Source organism: Candidatus Omnitrophota bacterium, from assembly GCA_040755155.1.
Taxonomy (GTDB): Bacteria; Hinthialibacterota; Hinthialibacteria; order Hinthialibacterales; family Hinthialibacteraceae; genus JBFMBP01.
The window spans coordinates 83,122-101,309 of sequence record JBFMBP010000136.1; the positions used below are offsets into that span (position 1 = coordinate 83,122).

The 18,188-nt window shown below is 50.5% G+C and carries 11 protein-coding genes; 3 read left to right on the plus strand and 8 right to left on the minus strand.

Going from position 1 to position 18,188, the window contains the following annotated elements; translation table 11 throughout:
• Positions 1 to 110 precede the first annotated feature (110 nt).
• Both AB1656_20550 and AB1656_20555 read left to right on the plus strand, forming a co-directional pair.
• Positions 111 to 3,515, plus strand: coding sequence for an acyl-[ACP]--phospholipid O-acyltransferase (locus AB1656_20550; protein ID MEW6237784.1), 3,405 nt, complete (start codon positions 111 to 113; stop codon positions 3,513 to 3,515).
• 163 nt (positions 3,516 to 3,678) lie between these two features.
• Positions 3,679 to 4,476 carry an RMD1 family protein gene (locus AB1656_20555; protein MEW6237785.1) on the plus strand — a complete coding sequence of 266 codons (798 nt, stop codon included), beginning with the start codon at positions 3,679 to 3,681 and terminating at the stop codon, positions 4,474 to 4,476.
• Here AB1656_20555 and AB1656_20560 read toward each other — a convergent pair.
• From AB1656_20560 to AB1656_20595, 8 genes are all read right to left on the minus strand, one after another.
• A complete protein-coding gene (locus tag AB1656_20560; protein MEW6237786.1) occupies positions 4,453 to 6,099 on the minus strand; it encodes a hypothetical protein in 1,647 nt (548 codons plus the stop codon). The two genes, AB1656_20555 and AB1656_20560, sit on opposite strands and share 24 nt — an antisense overlap.
• A 49-nt stretch (positions 6,100 to 6,148) precedes the next feature.
• On the minus strand, positions 6,149 to 7,465 hold the full coding sequence (locus tag AB1656_20565; protein MEW6237787.1) for a UDP-glucose/GDP-mannose dehydrogenase family protein: 1,317 nt from the start codon (positions 7,463 to 7,465) through the stop codon (positions 6,149 to 6,151).
• 109 nt (positions 7,466 to 7,574) lie between these two features.
• On the minus strand, positions 7,575 to 8,402 hold the full coding sequence (gene lgt, locus AB1656_20570; GenBank protein MEW6237788.1) for a prolipoprotein diacylglyceryl transferase: 828 nt from the start codon (positions 8,400 to 8,402) through the stop codon (positions 7,575 to 7,577).
• A 12-nt stretch (positions 8,403 to 8,414) separates the two neighbouring features.
• Positions 8,415 to 8,960, minus strand: a complete 546-nt coding sequence (gene lspA, locus AB1656_20575; GenBank protein ID MEW6237789.1) for a signal peptidase II — start codon at positions 8,958 to 8,960, stop codon at positions 8,415 to 8,417.
• A 178-nt stretch (positions 8,961 to 9,138) separates the two neighbouring features.
• Positions 9,139 to 9,501 (minus strand): TraR/DksA C4-type zinc finger protein, encoded by a 363-nt coding sequence (locus AB1656_20580; GenBank protein MEW6237790.1) that lies wholly within the window; start codon positions 9,499 to 9,501, stop codon positions 9,139 to 9,141.
• Positions 9,502 to 9,569: 68 nt separating this feature from the next.
• Complete coding sequence (ileS, locus tag AB1656_20585; protein ID MEW6237791.1) at positions 9,570 to 12,401, minus strand: isoleucine--tRNA ligase; 2,832 nt, start codon at positions 12,399 to 12,401, stop codon at positions 9,570 to 9,572.
• 223 nt (positions 12,402 to 12,624) lie between these two features.
• Complete coding sequence (locus tag AB1656_20590; GenBank protein ID MEW6237792.1) at positions 12,625 to 14,121, minus strand: ATP-binding protein; 1,497 nt, start codon at positions 14,119 to 14,121, stop codon at positions 12,625 to 12,627.
• Positions 14,122 to 14,372: 251 nt separating this feature from the next.
• On the minus strand, positions 14,373 to 15,284 hold the full coding sequence (locus AB1656_20595) for a hypothetical protein (GenBank protein ID MEW6237793.1): 912 nt from the start codon (positions 15,282 to 15,284) through the stop codon (positions 14,373 to 14,375).
• A gap of 1,199 nt (positions 15,285 to 16,483) precedes the next feature.
• Between AB1656_20595 and AB1656_20600 the strand changes: the two genes are divergently transcribed.
• Positions 16,484 to 18,139 (plus strand): sigma-70 family RNA polymerase sigma factor, encoded by a 1,656-nt coding sequence (locus tag AB1656_20600; GenBank protein ID MEW6237794.1) that lies wholly within the window; start codon positions 16,484 to 16,486, stop codon positions 18,137 to 18,139.
• The last annotated feature ends 49 nt before the right edge of the window (positions 18,140 to 18,188 follow it).

Below are 18,188 nucleotides of genomic sequence, written 5' to 3' on the forward strand. Positions count from 1 at the left end.
GAAGGGGAGAAAACGTAGTACAAATTAAAAAATCTTTATTCCACCCTTGATTTTTTTTATTTTTATTGTTTACTAGTATACAGTATAGTGATTAATTAAGGAGAAAGGCCATGAGTTCGGGAACCTATTCCGGCTTATTGAAGTCGCTCGGTTTTCAGTCGTTTCTCTGGACGCAATTTCTGGGCGCCTTGAACGACAATATATTCAAAATGGTCATTTCGCTCTACACCTTGAATCTGGCGGCGCAAATGGGCGGAGAGAGCGGCTCCATCTCCCTCATCGGCGCCGTTTTCATACTGCCGTTCCTCCTATTCTCCGGCTACGCTGGAAATCTGGCGGACCTCTACGATAAACGCATCGTCTTGATCGCTACGAAAAGCATGGAGATCGTATCTATGGCGCTGGGAGTCTGCGCCTTCTATCTTCAACGCATGGATTTCATGCTGGCGGTGTTGTTTCTCATGGCGCTGCAATCCACCCTCTTCAGCCCCGCCAAGTACGGCATCCTCCCCGAAATGCTGCCGGACAAGGAACTCTCTCGCGCCAATGGCTTGCTGGAAATGAGCACGTTTTTGGCGATTATCTTGGGAACGTCGATTTCGGGGTATCTTTACGATCAATGGGGCCAAACTTTGTGGGCGATCGGGTTGCTGGCGACCGCCATCGCCATCGTGGGAACGCTCGCCAGTTTCGGCATCTCACGCGTAAACGCAGGCAAGGCGCAGCATGTTTTTAATATCAATCCTTGGTCGGAAGTTTGGATCGGGATCAAGCGGATGCGCCAGCGCAAGCCGTTGTGGCTGGCGGTCATCGGAATTACGTACTTCTGGTTTTTGGGCGCGCTTTTCCAACTGGATATGTTGCTGCTCGGCCAAAAAATCACGAATGGTGACAATGCGCAGACCAGCCTTCTCTTCACGTTTCTCGCCGTTGGCATCGGCGCCGGCAGCCTGGCCGCCGGACGTCTTTCCGGCGATAAGGTGGAATTGGGATTGGTTCCCATCGGCTCGATCGGCATGGGCGCGTTTTGCCTGATTATGGGAGTATCGGCGCAATCCTACGCCGCCGTCGCCGCGCTGTTGATGCTGGTGGGATTTTGCAGCGGATTGTTTATCGTTCCTTTGTACGCTTACGTCCAACAAAAATGCGAGGCGGACGAAAAAGGCCGCATCATCGGCGCCAGCAATTTCATCAACACGGCGGGGATTCTACTCGCTTCCGCCGCTTTGTGGATTTGCAGTTCGATTTTTCATCTCAGTCCCGAAGGAATAATTCTCCTCTTCGGATTCGTTACTCTCGGCGGAACGATCTATATCCTTTGGCTATTGCCGGATTTCCTGATTCGCTTTCTTCTCTGGTCGGCGACGCATATGCTTTACAAGATTCGCATTATCGGCCAGGAAAACGTCCCGCTGCGCGGACCCGCGCTTCTAGTATGCAACCATCTTTCCTATGTGGACGGCTTGATCGTAGGCGCCTGCATTCAGCGGTTCATCCGCTTCATGGTTCATCGCTCCATCTACGACATCAAGGCGTTCCGCTGGTTTTTCCGCCTGATGAACTTCATCCCCGTTTCCGGCGATAACCGCAAAGATATCGTGGAATCCATAAAACGGGCGCGGGAAGAATTGCGCAATGGCCATATCGTCTGCATCTTCGCCGAAGGCGCCATCAGCCGCACCGGCCATCTAATGTCCTTCAAGAGAGGCATGGAAAAGATCGTCGAGGGGTTGGACGTTCCTATTGTTCCCGTCCATCTTGCGCAGTTGTGGGGCAGCATGTTCAGTTACAAAGCCGGGCGCTTCATTTGGAAATGGCCCCAATGCATTCCATACCCCATCACGGTTTCATTCGGAAAACCGCTGCCCGCATCCGCCTCCGCCCAGGAAACGCGGCAGGCCGTATTGGAACTGGGCGCCGACGCCGCCGAATGCCGCAAAACAAAGCGGGATCTGCTGCACCTGCGATTCATTCATACCGCCAAACGCCGGTGGAGAGCCTTCTGCATGGCGGATTCGAGCGGCCAGGAATGGACCTATGGCCGAACGCTGATCGGCGCCATGACGCTCGCCCGCTGGATTCGGAGACAATATCCCGCCGAGGCGATGATCGGGCTTATGCTTCCCGCATCGGCGGCGGGAGCGTTGGCTAACATCGCCGTTCATCTGGCGGGGAAAGTCGCCGTCAATCTCAACTTTACCGTTGGGCGCTCCGTCTTGCTTTCTTCGATAGAACAAACCGGGATGCGCTGCGTCATTACTTCCCGCCAGCTGCTCGAACGCGCTCACATAGAGCCAACGGACAAGATGATTTTTCTCGAAGATATCATGGAACAATTGACGAGAACGGATAAAGCCGTCTGCGCCCTCGCCGCCTATCTATTGCCGTCGCGGGCGCTGCAATATTTCTATTCCCCTAAAACGAAAGATCCCGGCGCCCTCGCCGCGATTCTCTTCTCCAGCGGCAGCACGGGAACGCCGAAGGGCATCATGCTTTCCCACTATAACATCGTCTCCAATCTGGAAGGATTCAGTCAAATTTTCGCCTTGAAAAAGAACGATAAGCTCATGGGCGTTCTTCCCTTTTTCCACGCCTTCGGATTGACGGGGACGCTCTGGTATCCCATTCTCTCCGGCTTCGGCGCGGTTTATCATCCCAATCCGCTGGACGCGGGCGCCATTGGCAAGTTAGTAGAAAAACACCGCTGCGCCGTCATCATCTCCACCCCGGCGTTCTATCAAGCCTATATCCGCAAAGTGCCGCCGGAACAATTTTCCTCCCTGCGCTACGCGGTCGCAGGAGCGGAAAAATTGCGGCTCACCACCGCCGAGGCTTTCAAGGAAAAATTCGGCGTCGATCTGTTGGAAGGCTATGGCTGCACGGAAATGGGGCCATCCATCGCCGTCAATATCCCCGACGCGGAGGACGGTACGATCCGCCAAACCGGCTATAAGCCGGGAACCGTAGGCCATCCGATTCCCGGCGTCGCCGTGAAAATCGTCGATCCTGAAACCGGCGAGATTCTTCCCTATAACCAGGAAGGCTTGCTGCTCGCCAAAAGTCCCGGCCGCATGTTGGGCTATTTCCGTCAGCCGGAAAAAACTCAGGAAGTTTCCCGCGATGGTTGGTACGTCACAGGCGATATCGCGGCAATGGACGAGGAAGGTTTTCTGCGCATCACAGATCGCCTGTCCCGCTTCAGCAAGATCGGCGGCGAAATGGTTCCCCATCTCAAAATTGAAGAAGCCGTCAACCAATTTCTTGGCGAAGAACGCTGCGTAGTAACAGCCATTCCAGACAATGAAAAAGGCGAAAGGCTTGTAGTTCTGCACACAAACAAGAAGATCGACGCGCCGAGTTTATGGCAATGGCTGACGCAAGTCGATCTGCCCAAAATCTGGATTCCTAAGCGGGAAAACATCTTCTTCGTCGAATCCATCCCCACCCTTGGATCGGGCAAGATCGACTTAACCCGAATCAATCTTCTCGCCAAGGAAATGACGGCGAATGCATAAAATAAACGCCGCAAAGGTGCGTAGGGTGGGCTCAAAGCGAAGCATAGCCCACCATCGAATATTGTTATGATATAAGAGAACGGATAGAGAGAAGCCATCCAACGTGATAGGATAAAGATGCGCAATTATACGTATAGAATCGAGCGGCGGATCGGTGCAGACTATGTCCATCACGGAAAAAAAGAAATTTAAAGCGTGCGCGCTGCTCGTCGGCGAACGCATCGATTTGCGAACCTTGGAAACTACAGAACGTTTAGCCGCTTCTCCCGCCGTCGTATCCGTGCGCGGAGGCGGCGCGGCGGCGCTTTTCCGCTATGGCGCCGTGGTGTTGTTCGATACGGAGCCGATGGAACAGGCGGCTTTCCTAACCCAACTTCAGCCAATGGTCGTCCAACCTTACGAGCAGCCGGAATCGGAAACGGTGGAAGTGCGCATCGATCCCTCCGGACGCGAAGAGATGGAAGGCAACGAGATCGTCCTGCAAGACGCCGCTATCGAGCGGCTACAGCTAGTCGCCGATATATTGGCTAAAAGCGTAGTGCTGGCTTATCAAGAATCTAAAGTAACGCAGTATTTCGACCGCATCGAACCCTTCGCCGCCAATCTGGAGCAAAAGAGCCGCGTTGGCCGCCACGCGAAAGAATTGCTCAAGCATATCGGCAACGTATTGTTAAGCGAACAGAAAATGATCGGGCGGGTGGAAGTGAGCGACAAGCCGGAAATCCTTTGGGAGCGCCCCGATCTCGAGCGCCTTTATTCCCACTTGGCGAAGGAGTTCGAAATCCGCGAACGCCATTCGGCGCTGCGGCATAAATTGGATTTGATTTCCCGCACAGCGCAAACGGTATTAGACCTATTGCAAAATCAGCGCAGTTTGCGCGTGGAATGGTATATCGTCATTTTGATCGTTTTGGAAATTATGCTCACTCTTTATCAATTATTTTTCCGCGGCGGCGTCTGACGTTCGCTGAATTCGCGCCTTGATTTCCTCAACTTTATCTTTTCGCACTAAGATAATATTGCGCACGTCGTACCAGAACCATTCCGAAGGAATATTGTCCCAAATCGCTTCTAAAGCGATATAGTTATCAAAGAGATATTGCTTGAATCCGGGAAGAAAATCGAGGCGGCTTTCCTCCAATAAATCCATCTCGCGCAATTCCCGCAATTCAGGAAGTTTCAAATCGACGAACAAGATCACCGGCTTCCTTGCTTGGATATCCTCCATAAATAATTTAATATGCCGTTCCTTCAGCGCGTCCCGCAGCTTCAATTTCCATATCGGAGAATAATGGTAGTAGCGCGAACCGGCGTAACGTCCGGAGTAAATATAAACGGAGTTGGGCGACTGCCCTAAGAGCAGAATCGTTTCATCCGGCGCAGTGAGCCGCTTCGCCGCCTGGGCGGCGCTTTGCTGCATTTGATATTCGTTGAGGGGTGAATTTCGCTCGGCGAGAATTTGGCGATAGTCGGAGAGATAGCGCAGAGAGGCGCTGTATAAGGGGACGGCGACAAGTAGGAGCAATATAATCCCAAATCCCGCATATCCAAGAGACGCGAGAGCGATGAATCCTTGCGTCCGCACATCTTTGGTTTTTTCGATAAAGCCTTCAACGAACATTGCCAGAAGCAGCGTGGTAGAGACCGCCGCCTGAACATAGTAATGGCAATAAAATTCTCCGCTCAAAGAAACGGCGACCATATCGCCAAGAAAAGCGAGAATCAACGGAAGCGTCATCCAGCGCGCGGTTGTTGGAATCCAGCGCCATGTACACAACGTCAAAAACGGGGAGTAAAGATAAGGACCGGCGCATTGGATGAACTCCCATTGAATCCGCAGGATCTCTGCCAAAGGCTTCTTGGCGCGGGCGGGGCCGATGTAATGAAGATTGAATAAATAACTGGCTTCAAAATAATCACGCCAGCCGCCATGAATCCAAAAATAGGAAGAGATAAGAATCTCCGGAATCGCCAGCCCGGCGCACATGGCGAAAAAGGGGCCGAGCACGTCTTTGAATTTCTTGTCGCGTTGATGAGCGTTATGCAGCAACGCGCCCACGAGAAAGACGGAAGTGAAGACGAAGGTCTGCCGGAATTCGATGGCGGCGCCGAGCGCCAATCCGGCGATGAAGGCGTTGACTCCCAACTTGCCCCGCCGCCGCAGAATTTGCCAGTAGCAAAGGACGACGAAGAAGAGAGCCGTTTCTTCCGTCAAGCCGCCGGAACGCACGGTGTAATGCAGACTTGTGCAGAAGACGAAGAAAAATAAGGCGGCAAAAGCCGTCAAGCGATGGAAGCGTCTCTGGCAGAAATAGAAAAGCAGCAGGGCGGCGAAGGAAAGCCATAAGATTTCATGCAGTTTCGCCGCTGCAAGGGAGAAGGGAAAAAAATAAAAAGGAATGGAATGAAAGAAAAATATGCACGGAGGCTTATGATCCCAAAAACCTTCGTATGGCAATTCTCCATTCGCCAACGCCTGGCCCGCGTAGAGAAACAACCCATCGTCATGAACTAAACTGGAAAAAAACGTATGCGAACGCAGCCCCAGATAAACGACGAAGACGGTCGCCCACAACAAGAACATCCAAGCCGCCGCGTATCTTGTAATAGGGGGAGGCGAAGGCGCATCCATCTTAAGGCCGTCCTATTCCGTAATAAGTAAATCCCATAGCTCGGAGTTTGGAGGGAGTATAGATATTTCTCCCGTCGAAGATAATCGGCTGGCGCATGAGCGACTTCATCTTTTCCCAGTCGGGACGGCGGAATTCGTCCCATTCCGTAACGATAAACAGCGCGTCTGCGCCCTCCAAACAATCGTAATTTCTGGCTGCGTAGCAAAGGCGGTTGCCAAAGAGCAAACGGGCGTTTTCCATGGCCACGGGATCGTATACCGTCACTTCGGCGCCGTATTGCAGCAAGGATTCGATAGCCGCCTGTGATGGCGCTTCGCGCATATCGTCGGTTTTGGGTTTGAAAGCCAATCCCCATACGGCGATGCGCTTGCTCCTCAGATCGTTATCGAACTGTTTCAGTATTTTGGGGATCATAACCCGTTTCTGGCTTTGATTGACGGTCTCTACGGCCTTGAGAATTTCCGTTTCCCGTTCCGCCGACTCGCCCATTTTAATTAAGGCTTTCACGTCTTTGGGAAAGCAGCTGCCGCCGTAGCCCACGCCGGGAAACAGGAAAGGAAAGCCGATGCGGGAATCGTAGCCGATGCCGCGCCGCACGTTGTCTACGTCGGCGCCGAAGAATTCGCAGAGGTTGGCGATTTCGTTCATGAAGGAAATCTTGGTCGCCAACAGCGCATTGGCGGCGTATTTCGTCATTTCGGCGGAAAGATTATCCATAACGAGAATCGGCTTGTCAGTGCGGACGAAAGGCGCATACAGTTCTTTCATAATCTCGGCGGTGCGCACGTTATCCACGCCGATCACCACGCGGTCCGGCTTCATAAAATCCTCGATGGCGGCGCCTTCCTTCAAAAACTCCGGATTGGAAACCACGTCGAATTCGTAATTTTCCGAACGCGCTTTCAATTCTTCCGCAATCGCGCTACGGACTTTTTCCGACGATCCCGCCGGGACTGTCGATTTAATGACAATGATTTTAAAACCGTTCATCGCTCGTCCGATCTCGCGGGCGACGGCGAGCACGTAGTTCAAATCGGCGCTGCCGTCTTCGCCCTGCGGCGTGCCAACGGCGATGAATTGTATCAGAGAGGCGTCGATGGCTTGGGCGGCGTTCGTCGTAAATCGGAGACGGCCCTCCTTGACGTTGCGCTTGACCAATTCCTCCAAACCGGGTTCGTAAATGGGAATCTCTCCGCGGTTCAGGCGTTCCACTTTTTTCTCGTCGATATCCACGCAAATCACGTCGTTTCCCGATTCGGCGAAGCACGTTCCGGCCACTAATCCGACATAGCCGGTTCCAATCACCGCAATGCGCATTTCCTATCCTCCAAAGTATGAATAAGTTTGAGTTCCAAAAAATATACGATTACTACGGCTGCAACGGCGCGGCGTAACCGCAAACGCCGCCTTGCATCCAAGCCAGGATTCAGGATTCCGTCTGGGGAAGGACGATCGTTTCGGGTGAGATCATTCTTCGGCGGAGAATAAGATAACCCGCCAAACCGCCCGCAAAGAGAAGAAGGCTCATGATCTGCGATGTCGAGAGCGGACCAAGCGCCCCCCGGAAATCCCCCCGGAAAAATTCGATGGCGAATCTTCCCGCGCTGTAAATCATCAAATAGCACATCGCTAATTGCCCAAGAAATTTCTGCCGTAAGCGAATCAATAGCAAGACGGCGAAATGGGCAAAATTGAAAAAAGATTCGTACAATTGCGTGGGATGAACTGGCAGCGATGCGGAGGCCATTGCGTCGATCAAACCCCGGTTGAGATGATCGTAAAACGCGGGCGAATCCTGTGGAAATCGAACCGCCCAACTATGGGAGCAGACGCCGCCGTAGCAGCATCCGAATAGAAAACAACCGATGCGGCCTATGCCCTGCGCCAAAGCGAGATAGGGCGCAAAAAGATCGCCCAAGGCGAGGGGACGAATTCCCTTGCAGCGCGAATAAACGACAGTGGCTATAATCGCTCCTACGAAACCGCCGAGATAGACGAATCCATCGCGGGAGAAAACGATTTTGTAGGGATGCTCCGCATAACTCTCCCAATCGACGAGGACATGGAGTAGGCGCGCGAAGACGAAAGCGCTGACGGCGACAATCATCATAATGTTGGGAATAAAATCCGCGGGATATCCTAGTTTCTCCCCCCTCGAAACCGAACAGAGCCATAAAACGGCGAAAGCGCAAGCAATCATCAAGCCATACGTAGTGATTTGAACGCCGAACAAATTGATGAAATTTGGAAACATATCGTGTTCCGTTTACGATTCCTGGGAGACGGAATCCGGTTTTTCCGCTTCCTGCCGCTTTTCCCAGAAGATCAATTTTCCGACAAGAATCGCTTCGCCGATAGACAACGCCGAATCGGCGACATTGAACGTCGGCCAATGATACCCCCAAAGGTTGTAAAAATCGATGAAATCCACGACGTAACCGCAATACAAACGGTTCAAAATATTGCCCAGGGCGCCGCCGATCAAGAGGCCGAAAATCGTCATATACCAGCCGTCCATCTCCGTCTCGGCGAATTGCTTGTAAATGATGATCAAAAGAATAATAAAAGCGATGGGAGTGATGAAGTGAAGGATGCCGCCATGATCCCGGAAAAGCCCGAAGGCGATGCCGGGATTCTCTCCATAGGCCAAACGAAGATATCCCGGAACGATTTCAATGGAATGGAATGGCTTCAAACGCCAGACGGCCCAGATTTTCGTCAACCAATCCAATATTAAAACGGCGAACGCGATCGATGCTATCCATTTTAAGGCGTTGCGAGGCGATCTAGGAAGCGTAGAAATCGATGACATGGATACTGGTTTTCCGAGCGTGAAACGGAAACGCGCTCTTCTTTCTTTCGAGAATGGCGCTATCAAGCGAATTTCGCGTTAAAGCCGAACGCGCCTTTTTCGCATGATCATAGCAGGAAAAGCGGAGAAAGGCTATAACATGAGAACTGGAAGAAATGGAATCGTTCTTACTGGCGAATTATCTCTTCCGTTCCTCTCGTTGTTTGCATGGGAGACAATATTTAGCGTAGGGCCTCGCTAACAGCCGTTCCTTCGCGATCGGCTCTTCGCATCGTTCGCAAACGCCAAATGCGCCGTTTTTCAATTTCTTCAATGCTTCGTCGATCGATGATAAAATATCGCCTTCCTGCGTGAGGAAGACATGTTTCTTCTCCAATTCCTCCTCGTCGTTGCCCACTTCCGCCATGTGGATGCCATAACTGGAAGAAGAATTTCTTCCTCCGTTTCCGCTATCCTGGGACAAAACGCCAATTTCTTTGAGAACCCGTTCGCGTTCTTGCAAAAGAATTTTTTCGAAACGTTTCAATTCGCGAGAATTCATGTCTCTCATTCGATTCCATAATAGAGATGGATAAAATGCAACCTAAATCCAACTGCCCTTTGTTTTTCTTACGCCGTAATAAAACGATCTTCCACAAGCATTTCCCGGCAACGGGGACAAATATCCTGGCCTTCGCCGCCGATCTGTTCGTCATACCGCCAGCAACGAGGGCACTTTTCGCCCGCCGCTTTGACGACGGCGATTTTCAAGCCGGGAATGACGGCGCTTTCGTAGACGCCATTGCGGTCTGATAACGGCTCAAGGACGATCTGGGAGACAATGCACACGCTGGCCAAATCGTCTCCCAGCGGTTCGTCGATGGCGTTTTCGATGATTCTCCGCCAATCTTTATTGCTAACATCCAAAAGTACTCGGCAATCCAATGAATGGCCGATAACGCCTTCTTTGCGGGCTTGCTCTATGGTTTTAATCGCTTCGGCGCGAAGCATGAAGCGTTTGTCCCATTCCATCATGAATTGGGGGTCGGCTTCGGGAATTTTTGCGTTCAGCTCGTAAAGATAAACGCTTTCCTCTTCCGCCAATCCCATTTTCCGCAAATGGCTCCAAATTTCTTCGCTGGTGAAAGTCAGAATGGGAGCGGCGCAGGCGGTAAGTTCTACGGCGATTTCCGCCAGAGTGGATTGCGCCGCTCTGCGCGCTTTATTCTCTTTGCCGGAAACGTAGAGCCGGTCTTTGATGACGTCGAGATAAACGGCGCTGAGATCGACGCTGCAAAAATTGTTCAGATCGTAAAATATCCGGTGAAAATCGTAGCGCTCGTAAGAATCGGAGATGCGCTTTTTGCATTCCCGCCAACGGTTGAGAATCCAACGGTCCAGGCTGAGACGTTCGGATTCGGGAACGCATTGGCTGGGGGAATAGCCGTTCAAATTGCTGAGAAGAAAACGGGCCGTGTTGCGGATGCGTCGGTAGGATTCCATAATCCGCTTGAAGATCTCGTCGGAAAACGTCATATCGCCCCTAAAATCTTCCGCCGCGATCCACAGACGGATGACGTCCGCCCCCGCTTGTTTGACGAGATCGTCCATACTCACGTAATTGCCCAAACTTTTCGACAATTTTCGTCCCTTCTCGTCGACGGTGAAACCGTGAGTTAAGACGGTCTTGTAGGGAGCTTCATGCCCGGCGCCGAGCGATATCACCAGAGACGATTGGAACCACCCCCGATGCTGATCGCTTCCCTCCAGATACATATCCACGGGAAAATAATTCTCTTCGTTGGCCATGACGGCGTGGTGGCTGGAGCCGGAATCGAACCAAACGTCCAGAATGTCTTTTTCCAGCCTGACGTCCGCCAACGTTTTTCCTTCGGGGATCAATTCCTTCAGCCGGGAAAGGCGCTGCAATTCTTCTGGATGGGCAATGGCGCGGAACCAAAAATCCGTCCCTTCCTTGGCGACGATCTCCGCCGCTTCCTCGATGAGTTCCGCATCCAGAATCGCTTCTTCATCTTCGCCGAAATAAACCGCTGGTATCGGAACGCCCCAGGACCGTTGGCGGGAGATGCACCATTCCTGCCGATTTTCCACCATGCCGCGTATGCGTTGGCGTCCCCAGCTGGGTATCCAATTCACCTTGTCGATGGTTTCCAGCAAACGCTGGCGCAGGTTGTCCTTTTCTAGGGAAATGAACCATTGGCGGGTAGCGCGGAAAATAATGGGTTTTTTGCTGCGCCAGCAATGAGGGTAGGAATGCACCAGTTTTTTATGATGAACCAAAAGTCCCGCTTCTTTAAGCTTTTCCAGAATTGGTTGGTTGGCTTCTTCTACTCGCAATCCCCGGCAAACGGGCGACTTCTCCGTAAAACGGCCTTCGTGATCTACGGGAGAAAAAACCTCTAAGTTGTATTCCAATCCAACCAGGTAATCCTCGTGCCCGTGTCCCGGCGCCGTATGAACGGCGCCCGTTCCTTGCTCCAGCGTCACATGGCTTCCGCAGATCAGCGGCACGGCCTGGGAAGAGAATGGAGGCTGCAATTGGATGCGCAATTGCTCCAGTTCCTTGCCTGTGAAAGATCCGATCGGTTCGCCCTCGCCGGTTAAGCCTGTCTCTTGCAGAAAACGGGAAACAAGGTCTTTGGCGATGAGAACGTATTCGTTTTCCAAAGGAAGCAAGGCGTAGATGAAATTGGGATGAAAGCATACGGCTCGATTGGCGGGCAAAGTCCAAGGAGTCGTCGTCCAGATCACGCCGTTGATGGGCTTATCGTTTGTCTTGCCCGCGCCGTTGCGCAAGCGGGCGGAGGATTCCGGCGTAAGGGGAAACCGGACGTAAATCGCGGGCGAGGTATGTTCTTCATATTCCACTTCCGCTTCCGCCAAGGCTGTTTGCAGATAACTGCACCAGTAGACGGGCTTCAAACCCTGATAAACGCAGCCCCGGCGCACGAATTGGGCGAATTGGCGCAACTCTTCCGCCTCGTACTGAGGTTTGAGGGTAAGATAAGGCCTTTCCCATTCGCCCAGAACGCCGAGACGTTTGAAACTTTGCCGCTGCTTATCGACGAATTTCAAGGCGTATTTCGCGCAGCGCTTCCGCAATTCGATCGGTTCTATCTCCTCTTTTTTCCCCTTGGTCATCTCCTGAGTAATATTCATTTCAATAGGCAGCCCATGACAATCCCATCCTGGACGGTAATGAATATTCCATCCCAAGAGGAGTTTCGATTTGATGACCATATCCTTCAGGATTTTATTGAGCGCCGTGCCAAGATGAATATCGCCGTTTGCAAACGGCGGACCGTCATGAATCACGAAAAGCGGCTTGTCTTTTCTCGCCTCGCGGATCTTATGGTAGAGTTTCATCTCGTCCCATAATTTCAATATCTCCGGTTCGCGCTGAGCGAGATTCGCCCGCATAGGGAATTCTGTGGCTGGCAAATTGAGGGTATCGCGGTAGTTCATTTTAAACCTGGGGCCAATAGAGATTAATAGAAAGAGAATTTTATCCGATTTGGGGGTAAATATCAAGGAAATGAGAAGATGGGTGAGAAGATGGGTTGACGCCTCTCCCTTTTGGGAAAGTTGGTTGGAAAGGGATGGCATAGTCCTCTTCGCCGTCTGCTTCCCAAAAATCGCAATAGAACAGAATTTTTATCGAAGATCAGGGATGATAGACCGGCATATCGATCGTAAAACAAGAACCCTGCCCTTCGGCGGATTCGACGTATATGGTTCCTTCCTGGGCTTCTATAATAGACTTGGCTATGCATAATCCCAGGCCGGTGCCGCCGATGTTTCTCGTGGCTTTGTTCTTCACGCGGAAAAAACGCTGAAAGAGTTTCTTCTGGTCCTCGGCGGCGATGCCTACGCCAGTATCCCTGACGGAGATCAACAACCGTTGATCGCGCGCTTCCGCCTGGATGCTTACCTCTCCTCCTTCCGCCGTGTATTTGATCGCGTTGGAGACCAAATTGGTCAAAGCCTGTTGCAGCCGGTCGACGTCGCCTGAAACCGACAATACCGTTTTCAGGTCCATCGTGAAACGGATATGCTTTTTCTCGGCCTGCGGCTTCATCGTTAAAAAGACATAGTCGCACAAATACCGTACATCCACTTTCCCGAAACTCATGGACAATTTCCCCGATTCGATCCGGGCCAGGTCCAGCATATCGTCGATCAAAGCGGCCAGGCGGTTGGCGTTGGAGGAAATGATGTCAAGATAGTTCGTCATGCCATTGGGAATCTCGCCCAAATCGCCCGAAATCATCAAATCGATATACCCCTTGATTGAAGTAAGCGGGGAGCGCAGTTCATGGGAAACAATGGAAATCAAATCGGCTTTCAACCTGTCTACTTCTGCTTGTTTCGTCCGGTCTTCAAAAATCATGACATAACCGGCGATATGCTTTCCCTCATCGAATATGGTTGAAGTACTAATGCGCAACTCCAGTTTTTTAAATGGAAAATCGATCGATTTTTGGATCAGCGGGCGAGGGGATTGGGGATCGAATCCCACCGCTTCCGCCAAAGCGGGACATAATTCCGCCAGCGATCCCTGGCGAATATCGTCAGGCAATGACAAAAGGTCTTTTGCGCTTTGATTGAAATGAATGATGCTTCCTTTTTCGTCGCAAGCCAGCAATCCTTCATTCATACTGGTAATGATGCCGTTCAGTTTATTTTTCTGTTCGGCGAGTTGCAGCGTCGTATGCAGCAATTCTTGGCTGACTTCGTATAGTTTTTGGCTTAATTGCTCGACTCTTTGGTCATGTAAACGAACAGTTTCCTGCAATAAATCCAGCTCGCCATGCTTTTTCTCGATTCCAGCCAAAAATAGTTTCGGCTTTTGCGTCAATGGAAAGAGGCGTAACGCGATCTGTATGGTTTCCTTGGGATTGATCGATAGAGTGAGAGGTTCGACTATCCTCAATTCGCTTTCCGTGTACGACTCATCGAGGGCATGAATCAGCGCTTTTTTTTCGGATATTTTTTCTACGAGAGATGTTAAAGGCGCCAAATCGGGATATCTCGAGGCGGGAGGATTCACGTCCTGAATGACGCCCATTCCATCAATAAGAATAAAAGGTTCGATCGCCGTTTCCCAAAAAGGCTTGATGAAATCGTAAATATTCTGTTCGTTGAATGAATTTTTTTCCATATACGATATTCCATTTTCGATAGGCGAATTCGAACAAGTTCTATGTCGGCCTGCTAAGGAAGTGCAATAATCCTAAAAACGGCAGTTTGCTATGGGATTGTGAATATTAATCCTTGTTTTTAATAATATTGCGTTATGGTATCCTTATCTCCAAAAAGGCAAGCGGAATAAATTTCATAACTCCCTGAATTTCTTCTACTAATCACTTGTCACTGCTCACTTATCCCTGTTTTTAGGAAAATTCCGTTATCCTAGTTCGCCGCTCCGCGATCCATTTCGGCGAGATGGTTCGGCCAAGCGGCAGCTAAAGAATGAAACCATTTGGGAAAGTGGCCGCGCAGCCATGTTTCCGCTATTACAGTGCGGAAAAAGGGATTATCGAACAAATCCCGGCGCAAATATATGGCTGGCGGCGATCCTTCCCGATCGAGAATCGTCCGGTCGATGCGCCCCGCCAAATCTTCACGTCCGCTTTTTTGCAGAAAATCATCCAAAGATTTACCCGAGACAGCGGCGGCTTTGATGCTGCCGATGAATAATTGCCGCAACGTTTCCTCCGTCGAATATAACGCCACCCAATCCGCATCTTTTCCCGTTTTTTGCTTCCAGTACTCCAATTGCAGCCCCCCTCCAATATCATAAGATGGATGAACGACGCCCAAGAGGCCTTGCCAATGCGCTAGAGGCGAACGGAATAATATCTCTGGGGAAAATTTTTCTTCTTCGCCGGGATGAACGCTTAAAAGCGGATAATATTTTCGATTGGCGGCAAAACCATTCTGGTATCCGTTGATTTCGCGCTCGATAAACCATCCGTCTCCTTCGATGCACTCGGGAGACGCTTTTTCAACGGCTTGCAAATAACTTTTCAGCGAATCGGATTGCGGGGCGTAAAACTGAATGGCCATTCCCGTATAAGTAGGAAGATGGCCGTCATGCCAAGCGTTTCGCAAATCGTCTTCGACGCTTATGTCTCCCGTAACGGAACGGATCAATCCCCCGCGTTCGGGCCATAACACCATGAGAAAGGTTGGGCGCGACGTTTTCTCGTTCGGCTGCAACTCGTTCCGATCGCCATAGATAGGAGCGGCGGCGAGAAGAAGCGTAAAGAAGAAAAACATCTTGAAAAAAATGCAGCTAAAAATCCGCAGGAACCAAGCCATAGAGTATTTCTTTCCCATGCGAGGCTCTTGCAAAAAGGATAAAGTCTACGCTTTAATTCTCCCCCTTAGTTTGGGGGGAGTTAGAGGGGGGGATTTTATTAGGCTTAAGAAAATCCCCTCCTAATACCTCCCCCACGCCTGGGGGAGGTATTATGGAGTTTTGCAAGAGGCTCATACTTTTGAACATTATACCCATCATAACACGCAAAAGTCAAAACATTCGACGTTATTTTCTTTCATGAAATATAAGTCGAAATATTCTATTTATGGTATAGAATACCGTCATTTCCATGTCTATCGCCGACTTGGAGACGTATTTTCAAGCCTTTATATCCCCTATTTTAATAGACATTTCGCAAGATAAATAAAAAAATATTTTTCAAAAAGGGGTTACCCATTGACATTGCCATAAGTATAATTTATAAATCGCGGTTATTAAGCGAAACAGACCGGACAAATCTATAACTCCTATTTTTATCTCGATTTACGGCGCTGCTTCCATTAATGAATATAGAAGGGAAATAGGATGGGTTTCGGTAAACCGGCATCGGCTTTCCCAAATGAATCGCATAAATTTAGGAGTGAGCGAGAGTTTTTTTAATAGATCGAAACCTCATTATTTTTAGGAATTATTTAGAGAATGTTTGTTTTTTAACATAATATCCAGCGTTTCCTATAGGACTCGATCCGGCAATTCAGTCAATAAGAGTTTCTCGAATAAAAATCGAAGAAATGGAAAAACCAATCCTTCTATTTCGCGTACGAAAAATCTTTTGGGCGTCGTCGCGGCGATTTTTTCTTCGATTCCTGTACGGATTCTACCCCCTCGCATCTTCATTCTATTGAAGATAAGGGTATCGCGTGATTGATAATTCTCCAGACGAGAGGAACAAAGGACAATCCATCAGACATCTTTCCGTAGTCATTCGGGGTTGTGAAACGTTTTTGGTTAACTACGATTTTATGTAGGGATATAAAACGGAATATGGATAAGGATTTCTTTCAACGCTATAACAAAAGGAATTATTTCGAAAGATTGAAGGGCAGCCGCTAAAAAAGCGGTTTTAAGATTCGGATGCCAGTTCTGCCCATCGCATGAGATAAATAAACAAGGCTTTTTTTTACTTCTACGTTGTGAAGTATTTCTGAATGCGATACAGTGGATAATGCAATCCGGTTGAAGGAGCATGTGATAGACTATGACATACACGCTTGCCTCAACAAGCCTGTATAAGGACGATGACATCCTCGAAGACAAATCCTTGAACATCAGCCTTGATTTAGAGGAAGAAGAGGACGATTCGTCCTTTTTTCCGCCGGAGACTCGCCATCTCGAATTAGTGAATATTACTGGCGGATTATTGGACGATAAATCCGCCCGGATGTCGCGCCGCTCCGCTCATAATAGTCTTCGCCTCTATTTGCGCGAAATTGGCAGCATTCCTCTTCTCACGAAAGAGAGCGAACAAGAGATATCCCAGCGAATGCAGGAGGGAAGGAAAAAAATCTGCCTTGGCGTCGTCCGCAGCCTTCCCGCCTTGCTATTGCTTCTTGACATCGTGAACGGAGTTGAATTGGGTAGGCGCCGCTTGGACGTAATTATGAATACGGCGCCGGAAGTCAAATCGGAGAAAGACGTAAAACAATTTTTAGCAAGACTGCGCAAAATAATGAGAAAAATTATCGAGCGGTCGCGAAAAGCGATCATGGCGCAGGAAAAGGACGCGGAAAAAGCGAAAGAATACTTCCATAAAGCGGGAGACGAACTCTATGGAGCGGGTTTCGCGCCCGAAACCGTTCAGGAAGCGGCCGACGATTTAAAACGCCGGGCGGCTCGCATGGCTCGCGCCATTGAGGAACGGAAAAAGATCGAAGAGGCGTATAAATTGACGCCTAAAGAAGGAGATAGATTAGCTTCCGCTTCGCGCATTCAAGATAAAAAAGTACTCTCGCTTTGCCGCTCCAGCCATAATAAAAAAGATGACGTATTGAAAGATATTCAGCGATTGAAAGATTCGACGGAAATCATCCAGCACGTTTTCGACGCCGAAGATGAACCCCATCGCCTTTACCGCGCCGTGAAAATCATCAAACGCGGCGAAAAGGAAGCCCAACTGGCCAAAATGGACTTGGTGCGCGCCAACTTGAGGCTTGTCGTTTCCGTAGCCAAGGGATTCCGCCATCGCGGCGTCCATCTTTTGGATTTGATCCAAGAAGGCAACATCGGCCTGATGCGGGCGGCGGAGAAATTCGACCATCTGCTGGGATTCAAATTCAGCACCTACGCCACCTGGTGGATTCGCCAGGCTATCTCCCGCGCCTGCGCCAGCCAGGCTCACGACATCCGGATTCCCGTCGGCCTGCAAGGCACATGGCACCGCATCACGAAAGCCTCCGAGGAGTTGCAGCAGGAATTGGGACGCGATCCCACGCCGGAAGAAATTTCCAAGCGTGTGGATATCCCCGTGAAGAAATACATGAAGCTGGCGCGGGTCGTTCAGCGCGCCGTCTCTCTGGAGACGCCGATCAACGACAGCGAAGACAGTTTCCTCGGCGATTTCATCGAAGATCAATCGGTCGATTCGCCCGTCGATACCGCCAGCCTCAATTCGCTGGAAACGGAAATCGAACAGGCCTTGGAGACGCTTTCGGAACGCGAAGAAGCAGTGCTGCGCCTGCGCTACGGCCTGGACGACGGCCAGCCGCGCAAATTGGAAGAAGTCGGCAACCGCTTCGGCATCACCCGCGAACGCGTCCGCCAGATCGAAACCAAAGCCATCCGTAAACTTCGCCATCCCCTGCGGGCGCAACGCCTCAAAGGCTTCCTGGAAGGCTTAACCAGCGGCATGTCGTAAAATAGAAGAAATATTCATTGTTTCGTCAAAAAGCCCGCTCCTTCGGAAC